Raw genomic sequence first — 19,734 nt, forward strand, 5'->3', positions numbered from 1 at the left:
CGCTGCTTCAGTCCAGTAGTCAGGAACAACGATTTGCCTACACCAACGCCCTCCACGCCATCAGAAACAGCCAAAAGCACAACCGTTGTGCCTTTGCGTAGTTCCTTGAAAGGGCTACTGGCAGCGCTGGTTCTACTGATGCTTGCACTGCTGTTGTGGCAACTGCTCGAGCAGTTTCACCAGACACAGGAGCGCCAGCGTCAGCGCAGTCTCGACTACAGTACGCAACTCGCAGACCGCCTGAGCCTCAACATGGCCCTGAGCGCGCAGATCACCATGAACCTGCTGGATGAGGGAACGCCATCCAGAAACGAGATCGCGCCTCAGAAACATACCCTGCAAAGGCTGCGAGAAACCGTACCGTCCTTGCGCAGCGTGGCATGGCTCAGTCCTCAGGGCGATGTGATCCGCGACAGCGCCGAAACCACACTGGACGGTGCATTTCTCAAGAGCGCGCTCCAGCAGGCAGTGGGTCGGCCTTATTACTACACCAGTTCCGAAGATGGCCTGCAGATCTACATGTTCGTGCATCAGGCCGACGGCCTCGGCGGCGCCTACTGGGCCGTACGCATGGCGCCGGATGCTCTCAAGGCACTGATACAGCAACCCAGCCAGGACTTTCAGCATCTGTGGCGGCTCGAAAACCGCCTGACCCAGCGAGTCATCCTGCGCGACGCATCGATGCAGACCGATTCAGGGCAGGCCGAAAGCGTATTGCTGCAACCCTTGAGCAACAGCGACTGGCAACTGCACGGCCTGTTCGATGCCCACAAGGCACGTCAGGAACTGATTGCGCCCCTGATCGTGAAATGCGTGGTCGGCCTGCTGTTTTCACTCCTGCCCCTGGCCGCCATTCTCAGCATGCGCCGCCGCCAGCGCCAACTGCTGAAAAGTCGCCGCCGTTATCAGGACATTTTCGAAGGCGCAGGCGTTGCCATCTGCGTACTGGACATGTCCAACCTGCCTGAGCAGCTCGAAACCTTCCAGATCCGTACCACAGAAGACTTCGATCACTTTATCGAGACACAACCGGTGCTGCTGAAGCGACTGCTGCAGCAGATACGCATCACAGAGGTCAATCAGGTTGCCCTGAGCCTGTTGAATATCAAATGTGGCGATGAAGCCTGGCAGCAACTGATAGAAGGCGAATCGCGCAAGCGGCCCGGCATCGGCACCCAGGTGATTCAGGCGGTCCTGAACCGGCAGCAACGACTCGAACTGGAAATCCGCCTCACCCGTGAGTCCGGCCAGGACCAGCATCTATGGCTGGTATTGCGCTTGCCTGAAACCCGGTCCGACCATGACGCCGTCATCCTGAGCATCGGCGACATCACCAGCCGCAAGCAGATAGAACTGTCATTGCAGGAGCGCGAGCGATTCTGGTCGGATGTGGTCCGCACCGTGCCCGATCATCTGTATGTCCAGGACGTGCTCAGCCAGCGCATGATCTACAGCAACCACCATCTGGGGCAGACGCTGGGCTACAGCAAGAGCGAACTGCACGCCATGGGCGAGTTTTTCTGGGAAATCCTGCTGCACCCCGAGGATGCCCAAAGCTATCAGGACATGCGCCTGCGTCAACGCCATCACGGTCACAACGAACTGCTGCAATGTGCCCTGCGCTTTCGCCACAAGGACACTACCTGGCGTTGCTTCGATATCCGCGAACAAGCCCTGACACGGGACAAGGAAGATCTGGTCACCCGCATTATCGGCGTCGCCAAGGACATCACACGCCAGGTCGAGGCCAGTCAGTCCTTGCGCGACAGCGAGCAGCGCTACCGGATGCTCGCCGAAAGCATCAGTGATGTGATCTTCTCCACCGACAGGCTGCTGGAAGTCAACTATGTCAGCCCCTCGGTGCAAAGCGTTCTGGGCTACGAAGCCGACTGGGTTATCCAGAATGGCTGGGGCTCCACCGTTGCCAACCCGCAGCAGCTATCAGGCTTCTACAACCTGATAGCGCGCATCAAACGGGTGCTCGACCACCCTCAGGAACTGGCGAAGCTGCGCAGCGCTGTTCCCACCCAGCTGTACCTGTTCGATTGTCTGCGTGCCGATGGCCGCAAGATCCCGGTAGAGCTGCGACTGGTTCTGGTCTGGGATGAGCACGGAACATTCGAAGGCATACTGGGCGTAGGGCGCGATATCAGCACCCAGCGCCGCGCCGAAAAAGACCTGCGCATGGCCGCAACGGTGTTCGAACACTCGACCTCTGCCATCCTGATTACCGACCCGGCGGGCTATATCGTCCAGGCCAACGACGCCTTCACCCGGGTCAGCGGCTATGACGTATCGGAAGTGCTCGATCAATTGCCGAACATGCTCACCGTTGACCGGGAGCAGGAAGCTCATCTGCGCTATATCCTCAAACAGTTGAACCAGCGCGGAACCTGGGAAGGCGAAGTCTGGCTCAAGCGTCGTAATGGCGAGCATTATCCGGCATGGGTCGGCATCACCGCCGTGGTCGATGATGAAGGCGATCTGGCCAGCTATGTATGCTTCTTCAGCGATATCAGCGAGCGCAAGGCCAGTGAGCAACGCATTCACCGTCTGGCCTATTACGACGCCCTGACCCACCTGCCCAATCGCACACTGTTCCAGGACCGCCTGCACTCGGCTCTGCAACATGCAGAAAGGCAACAGGCCTGGGTGGTCCTGATGTTCCTGGACCTGGATCGCTTCAAGCCGATCAACGACTCCCTGGGCCATGCAGCCGGCGACCGCATGCTCAAGGAAATGGCCACCCGCTTGCTGGCCTGTGTCGCTGACGATGACACGGTCGCGCGCATGGGCGGCGATGAGTTCACCCTGCTGCTGCAACCGGGAGCCACCCGCGAGATCGCGCTCAATCGTGCGATCCACGTGGCCGAGCAGATCCTCAACAGCCTGATCACGCCTTTCGTGCTGGAAGGCCGTGAGTTCTTCGTGACCGCCAGTATCGGCATCGCCCTGAGCCCGCAGGACGGCAACGAACTGAGCCAGTTGATGAAGAACGCCGACACCGCGATGTACCACGCCAAGGAGCGCGGCAAGAACAACTTCCAGTTCTACCAGACCGACATGAACGCCACTGCCCTGGAACGTCTGGAACTGGAAAGCGACCTGCGCCATGCCCTGGAGCAGCAAGAGTTCACGATCTACTACCAGCCTCAGTTCAGCGGCGACGGCAAACGCCTGACCGGTGCCGAAGCCCTGTTGCGTTGGCGGCATCCACGCCGTGGCCTGGTGCCGCCCAGCGACTTCATCCCGGTTCTGGAAGAGCTCGGCCTGGTGGTGGAAGTCGGGGACTGGGTACTGGCTGAGGCCTGCCGTCAGCTCAAGAGCTGGCATCAGGCAAAAGTGCGGGTTCCCAAGGTGTCGGTGAACATTTCCGCCAGACAGTTCTCGGACGGCCAGCTCGGCAAGCGTATCGCCCGGATGCTGGGCGAAACCGGCCTGCCACCGGCTTGCCTGGAGCTGGAACTGACCGAAAGTATCCTGATGCGCGAAGTCAGCGAAGCCATGCAGATGCTCGACGGCCTGAAGAATCTTGGCCTGAGCATCGCGGTCGATGACTTCGGCACCGGCTATTCATCGTTGAACTACCTCAAGCAGTTCCCGATCGACGTACTGAAAATCGACCGCACCTTCGTCGATGGCCTGCCATCGGGCGAACAGGACGCACAGATCGCCCGCGCAATCATCGCCATGGCCCACAGCCTGAACCTGGCAGTAATCGCCGAAGGCGTCGAAACCCACGAACAGCTGGAATTCCTTCGCGAACACGGCTGCGACGAAGTCCAGGGCTACCTCTTCGGCCGCCCGATGCCAGCTTCGCAGTTCGAGGCGCAGTTCAGTAATGATGCGTTGTTCATGTTCGACTAGGTCGAACGGGAACACAGCGGCAAGCGGCAAGTTGAAAGCTTCAAGAAAAAGCGAGAGCAAAAGCAGACCGTGTGTTCTCCATGCCCGCTCTTGCTTGCAGCTTGCAGCTCGTAACTTGCTGTATCCATCCTGCATCTCGTTCATCCGCCAAATGAACCCCTTTCATATGCCAGATAAAACGCGATGGGGTAGAATGCCCCCCTTTTCCGCTCCAACCCCTCGAGGACTGCCATGTTCAGCCGTGATTTGACTCTCGCGAAGTACGACTCCGATCTTTTTGCCGCCATGGAGCAGGAAGCCCTGCGCCAGGAAGAGCACATCGAACTGATTGCCTCGGAAAACTACACCAGCCCGGCTGTCATGGAGGCTCAGGGCTCGGTCCTGACCAACAAGTACGCTGAAGGCTATCCGGGCAAGCGCTACTACGGTGGCTGCGAGTACGTCGACGTCGTTGAGCAACTGGCCATCGACCGCGCCAAGGAACTGTTCGGCGCCGATTACGCCAACGTCCAGCCTCACGCTGGCTCCCAGGCAAACTCGGCTGTTTACCTGGCTCTGCTGCAAGGCGGCGACACCATTCTGGGCATGAGCCTGGCTCACGGCGGTCACCTGACCCACGGCGCCAGCGTCAGTTCCTCGGGCAAGCTGTACAACGCCGTTCAGTACGGCATCGATGGCAATGGCATGATCGACTACGACGAAGTCGAGCGTCTGGCTGTCGAGCACAAGCCAAAAATGATCGTGGCCGGTTTCTCTGCCTACTCCCAGGTTCTGGACTTCGCCCGTTTCCGCGAAATCGCTGACAAGGTCGGTGCCTACCTGTTCGTCGACATGGCTCACGTAGCCGGTCTGGTTGCCGCTGGTGTCTACCCGAACCCGGTTCCATTCGCTGACGTGGTCACCACCACGACCCACAAGACCCTGCGCGGTCCACGCGGCGGCCTGATCCTGGCTCGCGCCAACGCCGACATCGAGAAGAAGCTGAACTCGGCAGTATTCCCTGGCGCACAGGGCGGCCCGCTGGAGCACGTCATCGCGGCCAAGGCTGTCTGCTTCAAGGAAGCGCTGCAACCTGAGTTCAAGACCTACCAGCAACAAGTGGTCAAGAACGCCAAGGCCATGGCTGGCGTGTTCATCGAGCGCGGTTTCGACGTGGTTTCCGGCGGTACTGAAAACCACCTGTTCCTGCTGTCGCTGATCAAACAGGACATTTCCGGTAAAGACGCAGACGCCGCCCTGGGCCGCGCCTTCATCACCGTGAACAAGAACTCCGTCCCGAACGACCCACGCTCCCCGTTCGTCACCTCCGGCCTGCGCTTCGGCACCCCGGCAGTGACCACTCGCGGCTTCAAGGAAGCAGAGTGCAAGGAACTGGCTGGCTGGATCTGCGACATCCTGGCCGACCTGAACAACGAAGCGGTAATCGACGCCGTTCGCGAGAAGGTCAAAGCCATCTGCGCCAAGCTGCCGGTTTACGGCGCTTGATAGCGTAGTTACTGGTCACATGAAAAAGCCCGGGCTCTTGAGTCCGGGCTTTTTCATTTATGGGGGGCTTTCACGCGGCCTGCGCAATAGATACATAGCGCCAGAGTTGCAAGCACGATACAGACAAGCGTGAATGGCCCTGGCTGACCCGGCGGCAAAACACCGGCTATCAACCCACAGCATGCAGCTATCGCCTGATGTATGAATCCGGTCAATGCCATGGCGTAGGGACCGCTGACAGACGTACTCTGATTGGCAAGGGATTGGCAAAGTGGATAAACGATGCCCTGACCGAAAAGCAGCAAACAGTAAGACAGCCACAGAGCAGAGCCTGTTGCTGGAAACAGGAACTGCCCTGCTCCCATCAGCAAGGCACCCAATGCCAGAAGCTTCAACCCAAGCATCAGGCTCTGATCCTGACTGCGTTTTAAAAGCAGCCAACCGACCGACAAGGCACCAAGCATATAGGCACCGCTGACTGGCCACCCCATCCAGCCATACTCCACGGAAGTCCAGTTGAAGCGAAGCTGAAAGAGCGCTGGGGCACTGGCTCCGAAAAGAATAATCACGCCATAACCCAAGCCACCCGCCAATACTGGTCGCATGAATTGAACGTCTCGAATGAGGGTGCCGTATATTTTTCGACCTGGGCTTGAGGCCCGACGATCAGGCGCTCCACTCGGGGTGTATCGCATAACAGGGAAGATCAATAAAAAGCCCAAAGCTGCACTTGTGAAAAAAACTGCCCTCCAGCCCCAGGCTGTATGTATCAACGCACCTGCAAACTGCGCCAGACCCAGCGATATCACAAAGCAGATCGACAGCCAGCTCAGAGCCTTTGCCAAATGCTGAGCGCTGAAATTATCGCGTAACAACACACGAGCCATGACCGAAATACCTCCGGCAGCCGCTCCTTGAACAGTGCGACAGATAATGAACATGCCAGTGTCGGCCGATAGCGCAACACCCAGGCTGCTGATAGAAAACAGCAAAAGCGCCCAGATCATCGTTGCCCTGCCCCCCAGCAAGGCCGCCACCCTGCCCCACAGCAACATCGGCAACCCCATCCCCGCCAGAAATGCCGAAAGTGTCAGCGCCGAAAAACCGGGGCTGGCATGAAAATTTTCGACAATTGAGGGCAAGGACGGAAGATAGAGGGTTATGCCTGACTGCGCCGTCAGCACGGCCAGACAAGAGATAACGATATGGCTGTCGATTTTCATGGTTTAAGGCAGCCAGATCGCTGTGAGTTTATTTATTGGTTATCAGTAAAAAACAAAACCTCTGACAACTGAACTGCCATTTTTGCAGCGCTGCTTATTAATGTATGTAGGGGACTTCTGAGCAAAAGCAGAGCCGCAGTGTTTTTTCTGTAAGAAAGCTCTTTATTGAATTCACAGGGGATCTGCTACATACCACAACGAATTGGCCGCCATTACCTGGCTTTTTAGCCCCACTCTGTGTTTTCAAAAAACCTGCGGGCGATCTAACTCTCAGCCATTTCTTGCAACCCTCGCAGAAACGTCCTGCATAAACACCAAGGTCATACGCGCAACGATGCATGCCTCGCATTCTTGAGGCTGACCATGACTCCCGTTTCTCGCCTGACAGACCAGCACGCTTGCCCCATTCCTTTGCATGGCCTGACCCCGATCGTTAGCGCCTCCCCTAATGTCTTCGTAAACGGGCTGCCCGTCGCCAGGGTCGGTGATAAATCAGGCTGCGGTGCGGTAATCGTGTCAGGCATTCCCAGCATTCTGATTAATGGTCGGCCCATAGCCCACCTGGGCAGCCTCAGCAGCCATGGCGGCACTATCATCACTGGCAGCACCAACACCATGGGCAGTACCGGTGAACTATCCACTTCGAAACTGGTAATCGACTTCAGTAAGCTTGGCGCAATCTCGGATGATGGCTCGGTAAACGAAGAACTACTGGCTGAACTACTGACCGATCCGCACCTGAAACAACGCGCTCAGGCCGCCGGAGCGCTGGTGAAAAACAATAATGCACCCTCTGTCGTTACCAACTTTGCCTGTTCGTTTCGGGTGACCGACAGCGAGACGGGCAAACCACTGGACAATCGTGCTTACACCACTGTGGTTGACGGCAATAAAGCCACAGGACTTACAGACGCTCAAGGAATGGTCCATGTAGCCGCGACCAAAGCGGACTCGATCATCAAACTGCATATCGAATTCAACTCCCCGGCCCGCACGCTCACGGAATTATCAGAAGAACCGTTGGCTGACGGCCAGTTCACTACCTTGGCGAAGGCGCACCCTGTACGGCCAGGCGAGTCTCCCCCTCCAGTCGCCGTGACGGTTAATGATCGCGCCGCTACGCGAGAAGCGATCATTCGCAAGGTCCGGGCGTTGGGGCATCAGTTTGTTGAGCGATCGGAGTGGCGGGCCAAGCCAGCCAAAAATCCGCTGGAGCGTGATTGGGACTACAGCATGATTGCTTTGCATCATGCGGGACGCAGTTATTCGTGTGGAAGAAGTGAGGAGCAGATGCTAGATATCCAAAGGGGTCATCAGTCAGATGCATTTGATGATATTGGCTACCATTTTGGGATCGACTGCCAAGGAGTCATCTATGAGGGACGAGATATTCGATTCAAAGGCTCTAGCGTACATAGGTATAACACTGGCGTGATTGGTATAGTCTTGCTTAATAACCTGTCCACTCCCGAAGAAGGCGAGGACTGGGTAGCATCGATACGCAAGAAATTGCATACAGTAGGGATCGATACCACTAATAAAATCCCGGCACACCAAGTGGATGCCACAGTCAACCTCATTACAGCCTTGAAAAATTCACTGGCTATAAAATATTTAGGCGGACACAGAGAGTTTCCTAATCAGACAGACGAAGGAAAAATATGCCCTGGCAACATTGGCATGGAGCTGACTTTAAACATCCGCAAGGTTACCCAACTTATGAAACCTCCCATAAAATGAAAAAATATTTTTCCCTGCCCCTATTATTTTTCATCGCCTGGCTATTTACCGGATACTACAACTCAATCGAAGACGCAGAAATTCACAGCCACTTCTTCATTAAAAAGAGCCCCACACTACAAATCAAGTTCACCAACATTTACGCCAACAATGCCGACCCCAAGCGTCTGGCAGAGCTTGACACCCAACAGCGCCAGTTAGTCATAGACTATTGCAAGTATCGACTGGGCATTGAAGTCCAACTTAATACAGACAACGAGTTGGAGGCCTGCCAAGCTCGATAGAACCTGAATCTGACCTCTCAAAAATACTTTTCAGACGACAATGCAGAGCTCAATGCCTCTTTGTCGTCTGACACTCTCGTCGGCAACCATCGATATCACAAAACAACTGGAACTGGTCCAAGCCATACGAACAAAAACCCAACTGCTGGGCTGGCACCGCCAAAAAATGAAGAAATCAATCGTACTTCTAACCGTGACACTTACTGCCTGGCTATTTATCGGCTGCTACGAATCCATTGATGATGCAGAAGTGAACACCGTGCTTTTCATCAAGAAGCGCCCTACATTCCAATTGAAATTCGTGAACCTTTTCGCCAACGATGCCGATGACAAAAAGCTGCATGAATTGAATGAAAGGCAGCGTCAACTCGTGATTACCTATTGCAATTACCGCCTAGGCATCGAAACCAGACTGAATAACAAGGAGGAACTGGAGGCGTGCAAAAATCGGTAGAGACTTGATCAAAAAGCAAGTAACTCTTCGGCGACGAGGGCTAGTTAAATCGGCACATCATCGTCGCCCTTCGCTTCCCGGCATGACCCCCACAGCATGAAGAGAACTCTCATACTGCCCCTTGCTGCCTTGATGCTCACACCGTTCGTTGGGTATTACGAACATCACGGGGAGACAGATTCAACCCCTGTATTTTTCATCAAGAAAAAGCCCACCTTAAAAATAAAGTTTCACAGGATATTCCACCCGAACTTTGAAAAGAAACTGCATGAAATAAACGTTTTGCAACGACAGCAAGTGATCGACTACTGTAAATACCGCTGGGGTATCGAAACCCGGCTTGAGACGGAAGAGGAATTCAATTCCTGTTGGGATGATTGATATCTGCTCTCACCAAACGAAACGCAATATCATGAATCAAATAGAACTCCCGCAGGAGTAATCAGGTGGGGCTCCGCTTATTCGCGAAAGCCCGTACCCCCGAAGAAAATTTATCGACTTCAATGACGTCTCGCGGATAAATCCGCTCCTACGAAATCAGCTGGCTGGCTCACACATTAGTGTTACCCCCCCACCATCTCACCAAACGCCGCCCGAATCTTCTCTTCCGGCAATTCATCGGCAATGAACACGATCACGCTTTCGCGCTTTTCGTCTTCTGCCCATTCGGTGTCCCAGTCGAAACCATAGAGTTTCAGTACGCCCTGGAACACCATTCTCCGGGGTTCGCCTGCGATATTGAGCACGCCTTTGTAGCGCAGCAGTTGTTTGCCGTGGTCTTCGAGCAGTTCGTTCATGAACTCGCTGAGTTTGTCGATATCCAGCGGTTTGTCGCTGCGCAGTACCAGGCTGGAGATACGGTCGGCGGATTTGCCTGCCGGGGCAAGCGGGCGCAGGGTGACTCCGCCGCCGAGGTCGGCGTTGAGGTTGAAGCCTCTGACATCCAGCAATTCGGCCAGATCGATCTTGCCGTGTTCGACGATGCGAATCGGGGCGCGGCGGTTGATGCGGGTCAGACGGGTCGACAGTGCCTGGAAGGCTTCTTCATCCACCAGATCGCGCTTGCTCACCAGCAGGCGGTCGGCGAAGCCTATCTGCGCCTGGGCGATGGTCTGGGCAAGATGGGTGTCGGCGTGGGCCGCATCCACAAGCGTGATGATGCCGTCGAGGATGTAGCGCTCGCGCATTTCTTCGTCGATGAAGAAAGTTTGTGCAACGGGAGCCGGATCGGCCAGCCCTGTGCATTCGATCACCAGTCGGTCGAAGGCTATTTCACCGCTGTCCAGGCGCTCCAGCAGCAGATAAAGGGCTTTGGTCAGGTCAGTGTGGATGGTGCAGCAGACGCAGCCGTTGGACAGCGTCATGATTTGCACGGGATCGGTGCCGAGCAACTGGCTGTCGATACCGGCCTCACTGAATTCGTTTTCGATTACCGCGATTTTCAAGCCGTGTTCGGCCTTGAGCAAATGACGCAGCAGAGTGGTCTTGCCTGCTCCCAGAAAACCGGTCAATACGGTGACGGGGATGGGTTGCGCAACAGTCATGTGTACTCCAGCAGTTCGATATGTACAGATGCTCTATAAAAACGACAACGCCACAGGTGTTGGCCTGTGGCGCGTCGGTTCAAACGATAACGCAGATCAGAGGATCAGCAACACTTGGGACCGCCCTTGCCGCCGTAACGAGCTTCCTGGCGTTCCCGAAAGAACTCCTCGTAACTCATCAACGGCTTGTCCGGGTGCTTGGTCTGCATGTGTTCGACATAAGTGTCGTAGTCGGGCATGCCCACCATCAGGCGTGCGGCCTGACCGAGGTATTTCCCGAGGCGACTCAGGTCATTGAACATGGGCTGATCCTCTCTTCATGACCGTTATCACACCTGCGATCCCGGAGGCATGGGCTGGTATGGCATTTCCTTGTCGCTGCGCTCTTTCTTGATCCACGCCGCACGGCCGACTTTCAGCGCGTAGAACAGGATGCTGGACACGACGAACAGGAACAGGATGGTCAGACCGGCGTTAGTGTAAGCGTTGAAGATCACGTGCTGCATCTGGTCCATGTTCTTGGCCGGAGCCAGGATCTGACCGGCATCCGCTGCGGTGCTGTACTTCTTGGCCAGGGCCAGGAAGCCAACGGCCGGGTTGGAGTCGAACAGCTTGATCAGGCTCGCGGTCACGGTGCAGATCAGCAGCCAGGACGCAGGCAGCAAGGTCACCCAGACGTAGCGCTGACGCTTCATCTTGATCAGCACCACACTGGCAAGCATCAGGGCGATACCGGCGAGCATCTGGTTGGAGATACCGAACAGCGGCCACAAGGTATTAATGCCACCCAGCGGGTCGATCACGCCTTGATACAGCAGGTAACCCCAGAGCGCGACGCAACCGCCGGTACCGATGGCATTGGCCACCCAGGACTCGGTGCGTTTCAGAGCAGGTACGAAGCTGCCCAACAGGTCTTGCAGCATAAAGCGACCGGCACGAGTACCGGCGTCGACAGCGGTCAGGATGAACAGGGCTTCAAACAGAATCGCGAAGTGGTACCAGAACGCCATGGTGTTTTCACCCGGCAGGACCTGGTGCAGGATCTGCGCGATACCGACTGCCAGGGTCGGAGCACCACCGGCACGGGCCAGGATGGTGTGCTCACCGATGTCATTGGCCACGGCGGTCAGTTGCTCGGGCGTAATGGTAAAGCCCCAGTTGCTGACGGTTGTCGCCACCGACACCACATCACTGCCCACAATTGCAGCCGGGCTGTTCATGGCGAAGTACACACCCGGCTCGATCACCGAAGCGGCGACCATGGCCATGATGGCGACGAAGGACTCCATCAACATGCCGCCGTAACCGATGTAGCGGGCGTTCTTTTCGTTATCCAGCAGCTTGGGCGTGGTGCCCGAGGAAATCAGTGCATGGAAGCCCGACACCGCACCACACGCAATGGTGATGAACAGGAACGGGAACAGTGCGCCTTTCCAGACCGGCCCAGTACCGTCGGTGAACTGAGTCAGGGCCGGCATTTTCAGCTCGGGTGCCAGAATCAGAATGCCGATGGCCAGCGCAACGATGGTGCCGATTTTCAGGAAAGTAGAGAGATAGTCACGCGGTGCGAGCAGCAGCCATACCGGCAGCATTGCTGCAACGAAGCCATAGCCCACCAGCATCCAGGTGATCTGCACACCAGTGAAGGTAAACATCGGGCCCCAGACCGGATCCGCAGCCACCGAGCCGCCTACCCAGATGGAAAGCAGCAGCAGGACCACGCCGATAATGGAGATTTCACCGATGCGACCCGGACGGATGTAGCGCATGTAAATGCCCATGAACATCGCGATCGGGATCGTCGCCATGACCGTGAACATGCCCCATGGGCTTTCAGCCAGGGCCTTGACCACGATCAGCGCCAGCACCGCAAGGATGATGATCATGATCAGGAAGCAGCCGAACAAGGCAATGGTGCCTGGGATACGACCCATTTCCTCGCGGACGATATCGCCCAGGGAGCGACCGTTACGGCGCGTGGACAGGAACAGGATCATGAAATCCTGTACCGCACCTGCCAGAACCACACCGGCGATCAGCCAGAGCGTACCGGGCAGATAACCCATCTGCGCGGCCAGTACCGGGCCGACCAGCGGGCCTGCACCGGCAATGGCTGCGAAGTGGTGACCGAACAGAATGTGTTTGTTGGTCGGCACATAGTCCAGACCATCGTTGTTGACCACCGCCGGGGTTGCCCGCAGCGGGTCGAGCTGCATGACATGGTTGGCGATGAAAAGACTGTAGTAACGATAAGCAACCAGATAAATAGCTACAGCAGCGACCACGATCCACAAGGCATTGATTGCCTCGCCACGACGCAGTGCTACCACCCCCAGGGCACAAGCCCCAATAATTGCGAGAAGCAGCCAAGGCACGTGGCGCATTAGGCTATTGTTATTTTTCATTTTCTTATTCCAGCAGAGTTGACTAGAAGGCAAGCACCCCGAGTTTAGCCCTGTCGGAGCGAAAGGCCACCCCCAACCATGGTCTAGAGCGCTTTAATAGCCTGTCAAAACGTAAATAACGCCTCCCCTTCCTGCAAACGAATCTACAGAAGCAATAAAAGTTATCCACAGAACTGTTCGGCAACTCCGTTCAGGTCTATCGTGCCTAGACAAGGGTGCCATTATCCATGGCATGTCCGCTGACCCAGCGTCAGTCGATACCACGAGAGCTCACCTGATGACCGACTCCCCCTCAGATCGCCGTCGTTTCAAGCGCATCGCTTTCGATGCCAGGACCGACCTCAGCCAGGGCAACCACAACTGGAAAGTGCAGTTGCTCGATCTCTCTCTGAAAGGACTGCTCATCGAACGGCCGGAACCCTGGACAGGTGACCCGGACGAGCATTTTCTGGTCGACATCCATCTCAGCGACGATGCCTACGTGAAGATGGACGTGAAGCTGACCCATGACGACAACCAACATCTCGGATTCGTCTGCCTGCACATCGGACTGGAATCGATCAGTCATTTGAAGCGGCTGGTGGAGCTGAATCTGGGAGATCCGGCTGAGCTGGACAGGGAACTGGCGGCGCTGATCGAGATTTGAGCCCAAGACTGAGTTCCGATCAAAATCACTTTGTGGGAGGCAGCTTGCTGGCGACTTCAGCGTACAGACGCAGAATATCTGTCGATTTCAGGCCTTTTTCGCCAGCAAGCGGCCTCCTACAAGTTTGTTGTGGCCTTGACTGATCAGCCCTACTCGAACAACGCATCCAGCGCCTGTTCAAGGCGGGTAACCGCAATGATCTGCAAACCGGCCGGCGCTTCCTTGGGGGCATTGCCCTTGGGAACGATGGCTCGCTTGAAGCCATGCTTGGCAGCCTCTTTCAGACGTTCCTGACCGCTGGGCACCGGCCTGACTTCGCCGGAAAGCCCCACTTCCCCGAACACCAGCAAGTCATGAGGCAGTGGCCGGTTGCGCAGGCTCGACATGACCGCCGCCATCAACGCCAGGTCAGACGCGGTTTCCAGTACCTTCACGCCGCCCACCACATTGAGGAACACGTCCTGATCGTGGGTCGGTATGCCGCCATGACGATGCAGCACCGCCAGCAGCATGGCCAGACGGTTCTGATCGAGCCCCAGCGTCACACGCCGCGGGTTGGACATGTGGCTGTCATCCACCAGCGCCTGAACTTCCACCAGCATCGGGCGCGTGCCTTCCCAGGTCGCCATGACCACGCTGCCGGGCACTTCTTCCTGAGCACGGGTCAGGAAAATCGCTGACGGGTTAGAGACTTCCTTGAGCCCCTTGTCCGTCATGCCGAACACGCCCAGTTCGTTGACGGCACCGAAACGGTTCTTCACTGCCCGGAGCAGACGCAAGCGCCCATCCGACTCGCCCTCGAAATAGAGAACGGTATCCACCATATGCTCCAGAACCCGAGGCCCGGCCAACGCGCCTTCCTTGGTGACGTGGCCGACCAGGAAAATCGCCGTGCCGCTCTGCTTGGCATAACGCACCAGCAAGGCGGCGCTTTCCCGAACCTGCGCCACGCCGCCGGGAGCGGATTGCAGTTGTTCGGTGAAAATCGTCTGGATGGAGTCGATCACCATGACCTTGGGATGTTCGACACGCGCAGTGGCGATGATCGTCTCGATGCAGGTTTCGGTCATTACCCGCAGTTTGTCCTGAGGCAGACCAAGACGCCGGGCGCGCATGGCCACCTGTTGCTGGGACTCTTCCCCCGTCACATACAGCGCCGGCATGCGCTCGGCGATATTGCACAGGGTTTGCAGCAGGATCGTGGACTTCCCGATACCCGGATCACCCCCGATCAATACGACAGAACCGTCCACAAGGCCGCCGCCCAGGACGCGATCCAGTTCGTTGGAATTGGTGGAGAAGCGTGGAATTTCTTCGACACTGACTTCGGCCAGGGTCTTGATCTGGGCCTGCGAGCCCGTCCAGCCGGTGCGTCCGCTGGGAGGGGCGGCTGCGCCGCTTTCCAGCATGGTTTCAACCAGCGTGTTCCAGGCACCGCAGTCACTGCACTGGCCCGCCCATTTGGGAAAAGTCGCGCCGCACTCCGTGCAGCCGTACAAGCGTTTGGCCTTGGCCATGACAACCCCAGTCGTAAAAAGCAGCATGATAACGCAGCGAATGCCGCGCCGTCGGAACCCGGTTTTTACCGCAAAAGATAAAACTTACCGCGCCAGGCCCGGTCGATTGAACGTGTAGACGGCAGGATACAGATTGCTCCGTTACACTGATTCCGATCACATCCATCTGTAACAAGGAATGACCCATGAGCGTATTAAGCGAATTCAAGGCCTTCGCCGTCAAAGGTAACGTGGTCGACATGGCCGTGGGTATCATCATTGGTGCGGCATTCGGCAAGATCGTTTCGTCATTCGTCGGCGACGTGATCATGCCCCCGCTGGGCCTGTTGATCGGCGGTGTGGACTTCAGTGACCTGGCCATTACCCTGCGAGCGGCCGAAGGCACAACGCCTGCCGTGCTGCTGGCCTACGGCAAGTTCATCCAGACCGTACTCGACTTCGTCATCGTGGCGTTCGCCATCTTCATGGGCGTCAAGGCCATCAACCGCCTCAAGCGCGAAGAAGCCAAGGCCCCGACCCTGCCACCGACACCGTCCAAGGAAGAAGTCTTGCTGGGCGAGATTCGTGATTTGCTCAAAGAGCAGAACAAGCCAGCGACACCGATTACGGTGGACCCTGGTCGTCCGGTTTGATGGCTGTTCGCGAATGAATTCGCTCCTACGCAAACCGTGTGGGAGCGAATTCATTGGCGAAAACACCTACCAGTAATTCTCCACCACAACCTGCCCCGGCCGACGGGTCAGGTTGAGTTGCATGTTGCGCTGTTTGAGCACGGCCCGGGTGTCGTCAATCATCTGCGGGTTACCGCAAATCATCACTCGCGAATGCTCGGGCGTCAGTTCGACACCAGCGGCACGCTCCAGCTCGCCATTTTCGATCAGGTGCGTGATCCGGCCATGCAAGGCGCCGGGATGCTGCTCACGGGTCACGGTGGGCAGAAACAGGAACTTGTCGGCGTACTCAGCCAGATAATCGCGTTGCATCAACTCGGCAATCAATGGTTGATAAGCCAGCTCTCTGGATTCACGGGCGCTGTAGACCAGAATGATGAGCTCGAATTTATCCCAGATCTCGAAGTCCTGAAGGATCGAGAGAAAAGGCGCGACGCCCGTGCCTGTGGATAACAGCCACAAGTCTCGCCCGTCGACAAAACGGTCCGGCGTCAGATAACCGGTCGCCAGCTTCTCCACCAGCAAGGTGTCGCCTTCGCGCAGACGGCTCAGTTCACTGGTGAACTCCCCGCCCGGAACCACGATGGAAAAGAACTCCAGAAACTCGTCATGGGGCGCAGAAACCATCGAGTAGGGCCGCCATACCGTACTGCCATCGGTTCTGGTCACGCCAAGGCGAGCGAACTGCCCGGCACGAAAACGGAACCCGGGATCGCGCGTGGTGCGCAAAGTAAACAGATTGTCGGTCAACGGCGTCACGCACTGCAGTGTCTGGCGGGTGAACTTGTCTTCGCTGGCGGTCATGGGAGGCTTCTGGCTCCAGAGCTGGAAAAGGTTTCCAGTGTCCCCCAAAGCGCGCTCGATAAACACCGGCTGTTTGTAGTGCTTTGACCAACATCGGTGCAGGCGATTTAGAGTATTTGGTTCTTGAGCCGGGTGTTGGTTAGTTGAAAGCCTGAGTGCCTGAAAAGCCGTAACCAAGCTCCCATCAGCGTTTCAGCCAGAGAACACCCCTTTGAATACAAAAAAGCCATCACACCACTCGTCTAGATAGTTTCTCTCATAATTTGTAACCGATGGATTTTTTCTAGACTGCTTAGACAATACAGAAACAACTCGCCATCAAAGGCATGGAGGCGATCATGGGATCCATGGAATTCAACTCACCATCCCCATTTCCAGCAAAAAACCTGACACAACGAGAAATCGAGATCCTCAAATGGTCCGCGGAAGGCAAGACAGCGGGCGACATTGCAATCATCCTGAGTCTGAAAGAGCGCACCATTCATTTTCATATCGCCAGTGCGATACAGAAAATGGGGGTTTGCAACAAGACAGCTGCAGCCGTGCAGGCAGCCTTGAGAGGGATGTTCTGAAGAGGTCGGCAATCGACCCGCAACATGGAGGGTGCCAAACAGCAAAAAGCACGTAAACTTGCTGATCTCAGCGAGCCCATCAGATGCCGGGCTCGCATGACATACGTCGATTCCCAGAGTTATCCTGCCCATGCCCGTGCTGACCAGTCCCTTCGCTCAACTTGATCTCATTCGCCAACCCGAACAACAAGATGAGCCTTTGCAGGCATTTGATGCGGCGGATGAATACCTGCTGAACCATGTGGCAGAAACCGGCCTGACCCTGCAGAGCAAGGTACTGGTACTCAACGACAGCTTTGGCGCATTGGCCGCAAGCCTCGCACAGCATGCAACAGTGGTCAGCAGCACCGATTCGTATCTGGCGGCACAAGGCCTGGAAAAGAACCTGACCCGCAATGGCATGGCCTATGACGCCGTCCCTGTGATCCCGGCCAGCGAGCCGTTGAACGGCCCTTTCGACTGGGTACTGATCCGGGTTCCCAAGACCATGGCGCTGCTGGAAGAACAGCTCATTCGCCTGCAAGGCCAGCTGGCACCGGGCGCCCAAGTGATCGCGGCGGCTATGGTCAAGCACCTGCCGCGCTCGGCAGGTGATTTGCTGGAAGAATACGTTGGGCCGGTACAGGCATCGCTGGCCGTGAAAAAGGCACGCCTGCTGTTCTGCACGCCGGAGCCAAGAGAGGTCCTGAGTTCGCCCTACCCGACCCGTTACAAACTCGATCAACCCGCCATCGAGCTGGTCAACCACGCCAACGTATTCTGTCGCGACAGCCTGGATATCGGCACACGAGCCTTCCTGCCTTATCTGCCCAAAAACCTCGGCTCGGCCAGAGTCGCCGATCTGGGTTGCGGCAATGGTGTGCTGGCCATCGCCAGTGCCCTGGATAACCCGGATGCCCGTTACACGCTGGTGGATGAGTCGTTCATGGCCGTGCAGTCGGCTGCCGAGAACTGGCAGGCAACGCTGGGGGCGCGCGAGGTAGTGATTCGTGCCGGCGATGGCCTGGCCGGCCAGGAACCGGACTCTCTGGATGTGGTGCTCTGCAACCCGCCCTTCCACCAGCAGCAGGTGGTCGGTGATTTCCTGGCATGGCGCATGTTCCTTCAGGCGCGGGCTTCACTGGTGGTCGGTGGCGCGTTGTATATCGTCGGCAATCGCCATCTGGGTTATCACAGCAAACTGGCCCGGCTGTTTCGCGGCGTGGAACAGGTCGCCGCAACGCCCAAGTTCGTGATCCTCAAAGCCCGCAAATAAACCTCAAAAAAAACCCTCCGCAAGGAGGGTCATGAAGCCGTGTCCACAAGACACGGGACGGGAATTCAGTGCCGGGTGATCAGTGGGTGGTCAAGCCCGCTGCATTCATGAACATACGCATCAGGCTGGCCACGATGAACAGCGCAAAAACGCTGCCTGCCCAGATGCCGACCAGCCAGGCCAGCCGCTGCCAGAGCGGCTTGCTCAGCGCCGGGTCCTTGTCGTGCATGGAGTTCTTGCCAGACATCGCCAATCTCCTCTAGTGATAACCGTCTTCAGCAGTCACCTTCCCGCGGAAAACGTAATAACTCCAGAAGGTGTACCCCAGAATGAACGGGATGATGAACAGCGTGCCCACCAGCATGAAGCCCTGGCTCTGAGGCGGAGCCGCAGCCTGCCAGATGGAAACCGACGGCGGAATGATATTGGGCCACAGGCTGATTCCCAGGCCGCTGTAGCCCAGAAAGATGAGCAGCAGCGTCAGCAGGAATGGCGTGTAATGGGCATTGCGGGCCACTGCCTTGAACAGGCCGTACAGGGTGACCAGCACCAGAATCGGCACGGGCATGAACCAGAACAGGTTTGGCAGGCTGAACCAGCGCTGAGCGATGTCCGGGTGAGCCAGCGGCGTCCAGAGACTGACAATACCGATGACCGCCAGCGTCGCCAGCGCCAGGGGACGTGCCAGATCGTGCATCGCCGTCTGCAACGGGCCTTCGGTCTTCATGATCAGCCAGGTGCAGCCAAGCAGCGCGTAGGCCACGATCAACGCCAGGCCACAGAACATCGGGAACGGCGCCAGCCAGTCCAGCGAACCACCGGCGAACTCGCGATTGACCACCGGGATGCCTTCGATGAAAGCTCCCAGCGCCACGCCCTGGAAGAAGGTCGCAACCAGTGAGCCGCCAATGAACGCCTTGTCCCACAGGTGACGCTTCTCTTCCGTGGCCTTGAAGCGGAACTCGAAAGCCACGCCGCGAAAGATCAGCCCCATCAACATGAAGATCAGCGGCAGATAGAGTGCCGACAGCACCACCGCATAGGCCATGGGGAAAGCACCGAACAACGCTGCACCGCCCAGAACCAGCCAGGTTTCATTGCCGTCCCAGACCGGAGCGACGGTGTTCATCATCACGTCACGGTCGGAGCTGTCTTTCATGAACGGGAAGAGAATCCCGATGCCCAGGTCAAAACCGTCCATCACCACATACATCATGATGCCGAAGATGATGATGACCGCCCAGATCAGTGGAAGATCGATGCCCAT

The 19,734-nt window shown here is 57.0% G+C and carries 18 protein-coding genes; 10 read left to right on the top strand and 8 right to left on the bottom strand.

Translation table 11 applies throughout. The annotated features are described in order from the left end of the window. Positions 1-138: 138 nt before the first annotated feature. Together K5D32_RS00895 and glyA are read left to right on the top strand one after the other, a co-directional pair. Positions 139-3,867: an EAL domain-containing protein gene (locus tag K5D32_RS00895; RefSeq protein ID WP_221576586.1), complete on the top strand. Its 3,729-nt coding sequence runs from the start codon at positions 139-141 to the stop codon at positions 3,865-3,867. A 231-nt stretch (positions 3,868-4,098) separates the two neighbouring features. Continuing rightward, positions 4,099-5,352, top strand: a complete 1,254-nt coding sequence (gene glyA / locus K5D32_RS00900) for a serine hydroxymethyltransferase (protein ID WP_221576587.1) — start codon at positions 4,099-4,101, stop codon at positions 5,350-5,352. A gap of 53 nt (positions 5,353-5,405) precedes the next feature. Here glyA and K5D32_RS00905 read toward each other — a convergent pair whose 3' ends face one another. Then, complete coding sequence (locus K5D32_RS00905) at positions 5,406-6,575, bottom strand: MFS transporter (protein ID WP_221599022.1); 1,170 nt, start codon at positions 6,573-6,575, stop codon at positions 5,406-5,408. Positions 6,576-6,938: 363 nt separating this feature from the next. On the opposite strand from K5D32_RS00905, the gene K5D32_RS25825 reads away from it, so the two are divergent. The 4 genes from K5D32_RS25825 to K5D32_RS00930 all read left to right on the top strand — a co-directional run bounded on the left by K5D32_RS25825 (position 6,939) and on the right by K5D32_RS00930 (position 9,434). Beyond that, complete coding sequence (locus tag K5D32_RS25825) at positions 6,939-8,315, top strand: PAAR domain-containing protein (protein ID WP_260407082.1); 1,377 nt, start codon at positions 6,939-6,941, stop codon at positions 8,313-8,315. After that, a complete protein-coding gene (locus K5D32_RS00920; RefSeq protein ID WP_221576589.1) occupies positions 8,312-8,599 on the top strand; it encodes a hypothetical protein in 288 nt (95 codons plus the stop codon). The genes K5D32_RS25825 and K5D32_RS00920 overlap by 4 nt, the downstream gene beginning before the upstream one ends. 52 nt (positions 8,600-8,651) lie before the next feature. Continuing rightward, positions 8,652-9,053 (top strand): hypothetical protein, encoded by a 402-nt coding sequence (locus tag K5D32_RS00925; RefSeq protein WP_308125052.1) that lies wholly within the window; start codon positions 8,652-8,654, stop codon positions 9,051-9,053. Between the two features lie 96 nt (positions 9,054-9,149). Further along, on the top strand, positions 9,150-9,434 hold the full coding sequence (locus K5D32_RS00930; protein WP_221599023.1) for a hypothetical protein: 285 nt from the start codon (positions 9,150-9,152) through the stop codon (positions 9,432-9,434). Positions 9,435-9,616: 182 nt separating this feature from the next. On the opposite strand, the gene yjiA is transcribed toward K5D32_RS00930, so the two are convergent. The 3 genes from yjiA to K5D32_RS00945 all read right to left on the bottom strand — a co-directional run bounded on the left by yjiA (position 9,617) and on the right by K5D32_RS00945 (position 13,002). After that, a complete protein-coding gene (yjiA, locus tag K5D32_RS00935; RefSeq protein WP_221599024.1) occupies positions 9,617-10,597 on the bottom strand; it encodes a GTPase in 981 nt (326 codons plus the stop codon). A 104-nt stretch (positions 10,598-10,701) separates the two neighbouring features. After that, complete coding sequence (locus K5D32_RS00940; protein ID WP_025261897.1) at positions 10,702-10,899, bottom strand: YbdD/YjiX family protein; 198 nt, start codon at positions 10,897-10,899, stop codon at positions 10,702-10,704. Between the two features lie 27 nt (positions 10,900-10,926). Further along, positions 10,927-13,002: a carbon starvation CstA family protein gene (locus tag K5D32_RS00945; RefSeq protein WP_221576592.1), complete on the bottom strand. Its 2,076-nt coding sequence runs from the start codon at positions 13,000-13,002 to the stop codon at positions 10,927-10,929. Positions 13,003-13,279: 277 nt separating this feature from the next. Between K5D32_RS00945 and K5D32_RS00950 the strand changes: the two genes are divergently transcribed. Next, entirely contained in the window at positions 13,280-13,648 is a 369-nt protein-coding gene (locus K5D32_RS00950) for a PilZ domain-containing protein (RefSeq protein WP_221576593.1), read from the top strand. A gap of 149 nt (positions 13,649-13,797) precedes the next feature. Here K5D32_RS00950 and radA read toward each other — a convergent pair whose 3' ends face one another. Next, on the bottom strand, positions 13,798-15,165 hold the full coding sequence (gene radA, locus K5D32_RS00955) for a DNA repair protein RadA (protein WP_025261900.1): 1,368 nt from the start codon (positions 15,163-15,165) through the stop codon (positions 13,798-13,800). 185 nt (positions 15,166-15,350) lie between these two features. Between radA and mscL the strand changes: the two genes are divergently transcribed. Beyond that, positions 15,351-15,797 carry a large-conductance mechanosensitive channel protein MscL gene (gene mscL, locus K5D32_RS00960; RefSeq protein WP_221576594.1) on the top strand — a complete coding sequence of 149 codons (447 nt, stop codon included), beginning with the start codon at positions 15,351-15,353 and terminating at the stop codon, positions 15,795-15,797. Between the two features lie 66 nt (positions 15,798-15,863). Here mscL and K5D32_RS00965 read toward each other — a convergent pair whose 3' ends face one another. Then, the gene (locus tag K5D32_RS00965; RefSeq protein WP_221599025.1) at positions 15,864-16,640 is read right to left on the bottom strand and encodes a ferredoxin--NADP reductase; all 777 of its coding nucleotides are present in this window, start codon (positions 16,638-16,640) and stop codon (positions 15,864-15,866) included. A gap of 338 nt (positions 16,641-16,978) precedes the next feature. Between K5D32_RS00965 and K5D32_RS00970 the strand changes: the two genes are divergently transcribed. Together K5D32_RS00970 and K5D32_RS00975 are read left to right on the top strand one after the other, a co-directional pair. Beyond that, complete coding sequence (locus K5D32_RS00970; RefSeq protein ID WP_117163446.1) at positions 16,979-17,212, top strand: helix-turn-helix transcriptional regulator; 234 nt, start codon at positions 16,979-16,981, stop codon at positions 17,210-17,212. 130 nt (positions 17,213-17,342) lie between these two features. Further along, on the top strand, positions 17,343-18,467 hold the full coding sequence (locus K5D32_RS00975; RefSeq protein WP_221576596.1) for a methyltransferase: 1,125 nt from the start codon (positions 17,343-17,345) through the stop codon (positions 18,465-18,467). Positions 18,468-18,546: 79 nt separating this feature from the next. On the opposite strand, the gene K5D32_RS00980 is transcribed toward K5D32_RS00975, so the two are convergent. Together K5D32_RS00980 and cydB are read right to left on the bottom strand one after the other, a co-directional pair. Beyond that, positions 18,547-18,714, bottom strand: coding sequence for a DUF2474 domain-containing protein (locus tag K5D32_RS00980; RefSeq protein WP_038400044.1), 168 nt, complete (start codon positions 18,712-18,714; stop codon positions 18,547-18,549). A 12-nt stretch (positions 18,715-18,726) separates the two neighbouring features. Continuing rightward, positions 18,727-19,734: a cytochrome d ubiquinol oxidase subunit II gene (gene cydB / locus K5D32_RS00985; RefSeq protein WP_025261905.1), complete on the bottom strand. Its 1,008-nt coding sequence runs from the start codon at positions 19,732-19,734 to the stop codon at positions 18,727-18,729.

This window comes from Pseudomonas cichorii (genome assembly GCF_019719005.1).
Lineage (GTDB): Bacteria > Pseudomonadota > Gammaproteobacteria > Pseudomonadales > Pseudomonadaceae > Aquipseudomonas > Aquipseudomonas cichorii_E.

Bases quoted from the DNA above. Each gene is read 5' to 3' on its own strand.
- K5D32_RS25825 (WP_260407082.1), top strand. From the start codon at position 6,939: ATGACTCCCGTTTCTCGCCTGACAGACCAGCACGCTTGCCCCATTCCT.
- K5D32_RS00980 (WP_038400044.1), bottom strand. From the start codon at position 18,714: ATGTCTGGCAAGAACTCCATGCACGACAAGGACCCGGCGCTGAGCAAG.
- K5D32_RS00905 (WP_221599022.1), bottom strand. From the start codon at position 6,575: ATGAAAATCGACAGCCATATCGTTATCTCTTGTCTGGCCGTGCTGACG.
- K5D32_RS00965 (WP_221599025.1), bottom strand. From the start codon at position 16,640: ATGACCGCCAGCGAAGACAAGTTCACCCGCCAGACACTGCAGTGCGTG.
- mscL (WP_221576594.1), top strand. From the start codon at position 15,351: ATGAGCGTATTAAGCGAATTCAAGGCCTTCGCCGTCAAAGGTAACGTG.
- K5D32_RS00950 (WP_221576593.1), top strand. From the start codon at position 13,280: ATGACCGACTCCCCCTCAGATCGCCGTCGTTTCAAGCGCATCGCTTTC.
- K5D32_RS00970 (WP_117163446.1), top strand. From the start codon at position 16,979: ATGGGATCCATGGAATTCAACTCACCATCCCCATTTCCAGCAAAAAAC.
- cydB (WP_025261905.1), bottom strand. From the start codon at position 19,734: ATGGGCATCGATCTTCCACTGATCTGGGCGGTCATCATCATCTTCGGC.
- K5D32_RS00975 (WP_221576596.1), top strand. From the start codon at position 17,343: ATGCCCGTGCTGACCAGTCCCTTCGCTCAACTTGATCTCATTCGCCAA.
- K5D32_RS00945 (WP_221576592.1), bottom strand. From the start codon at position 13,002: ATGAAAAATAACAATAGCCTAATGCGCCACGTGCCTTGGCTGCTTCTC.
- K5D32_RS00930 (WP_221599023.1), top strand. From the start codon at position 9,150: ATGAAGAGAACTCTCATACTGCCCCTTGCTGCCTTGATGCTCACACCG.
- glyA (WP_221576587.1), top strand. From the start codon at position 4,099: ATGTTCAGCCGTGATTTGACTCTCGCGAAGTACGACTCCGATCTTTTT.
- radA (WP_025261900.1), bottom strand. From the start codon at position 15,165: ATGGCCAAGGCCAAACGCTTGTACGGCTGCACGGAGTGCGGCGCGACT.
- K5D32_RS00920 (WP_221576589.1), top strand. From the start codon at position 8,312: ATGAAAAAATATTTTTCCCTGCCCCTATTATTTTTCATCGCCTGGCTA.
- yjiA (WP_221599024.1), bottom strand. From the start codon at position 10,597: ATGACTGTTGCGCAACCCATCCCCGTCACCGTATTGACCGGTTTTCTG.
- K5D32_RS00940 (WP_025261897.1), bottom strand. From the start codon at position 10,899: ATGTTCAATGACCTGAGTCGCCTCGGGAAATACCTCGGTCAGGCCGCA.
- K5D32_RS00895 (WP_221576586.1), top strand. From the start codon at position 139: ATGCTTGCACTGCTGTTGTGGCAACTGCTCGAGCAGTTTCACCAGACA.
- K5D32_RS00925 (WP_308125052.1), top strand. From the start codon at position 8,652: ATGCCTCTTTGTCGTCTGACACTCTCGTCGGCAACCATCGATATCACA.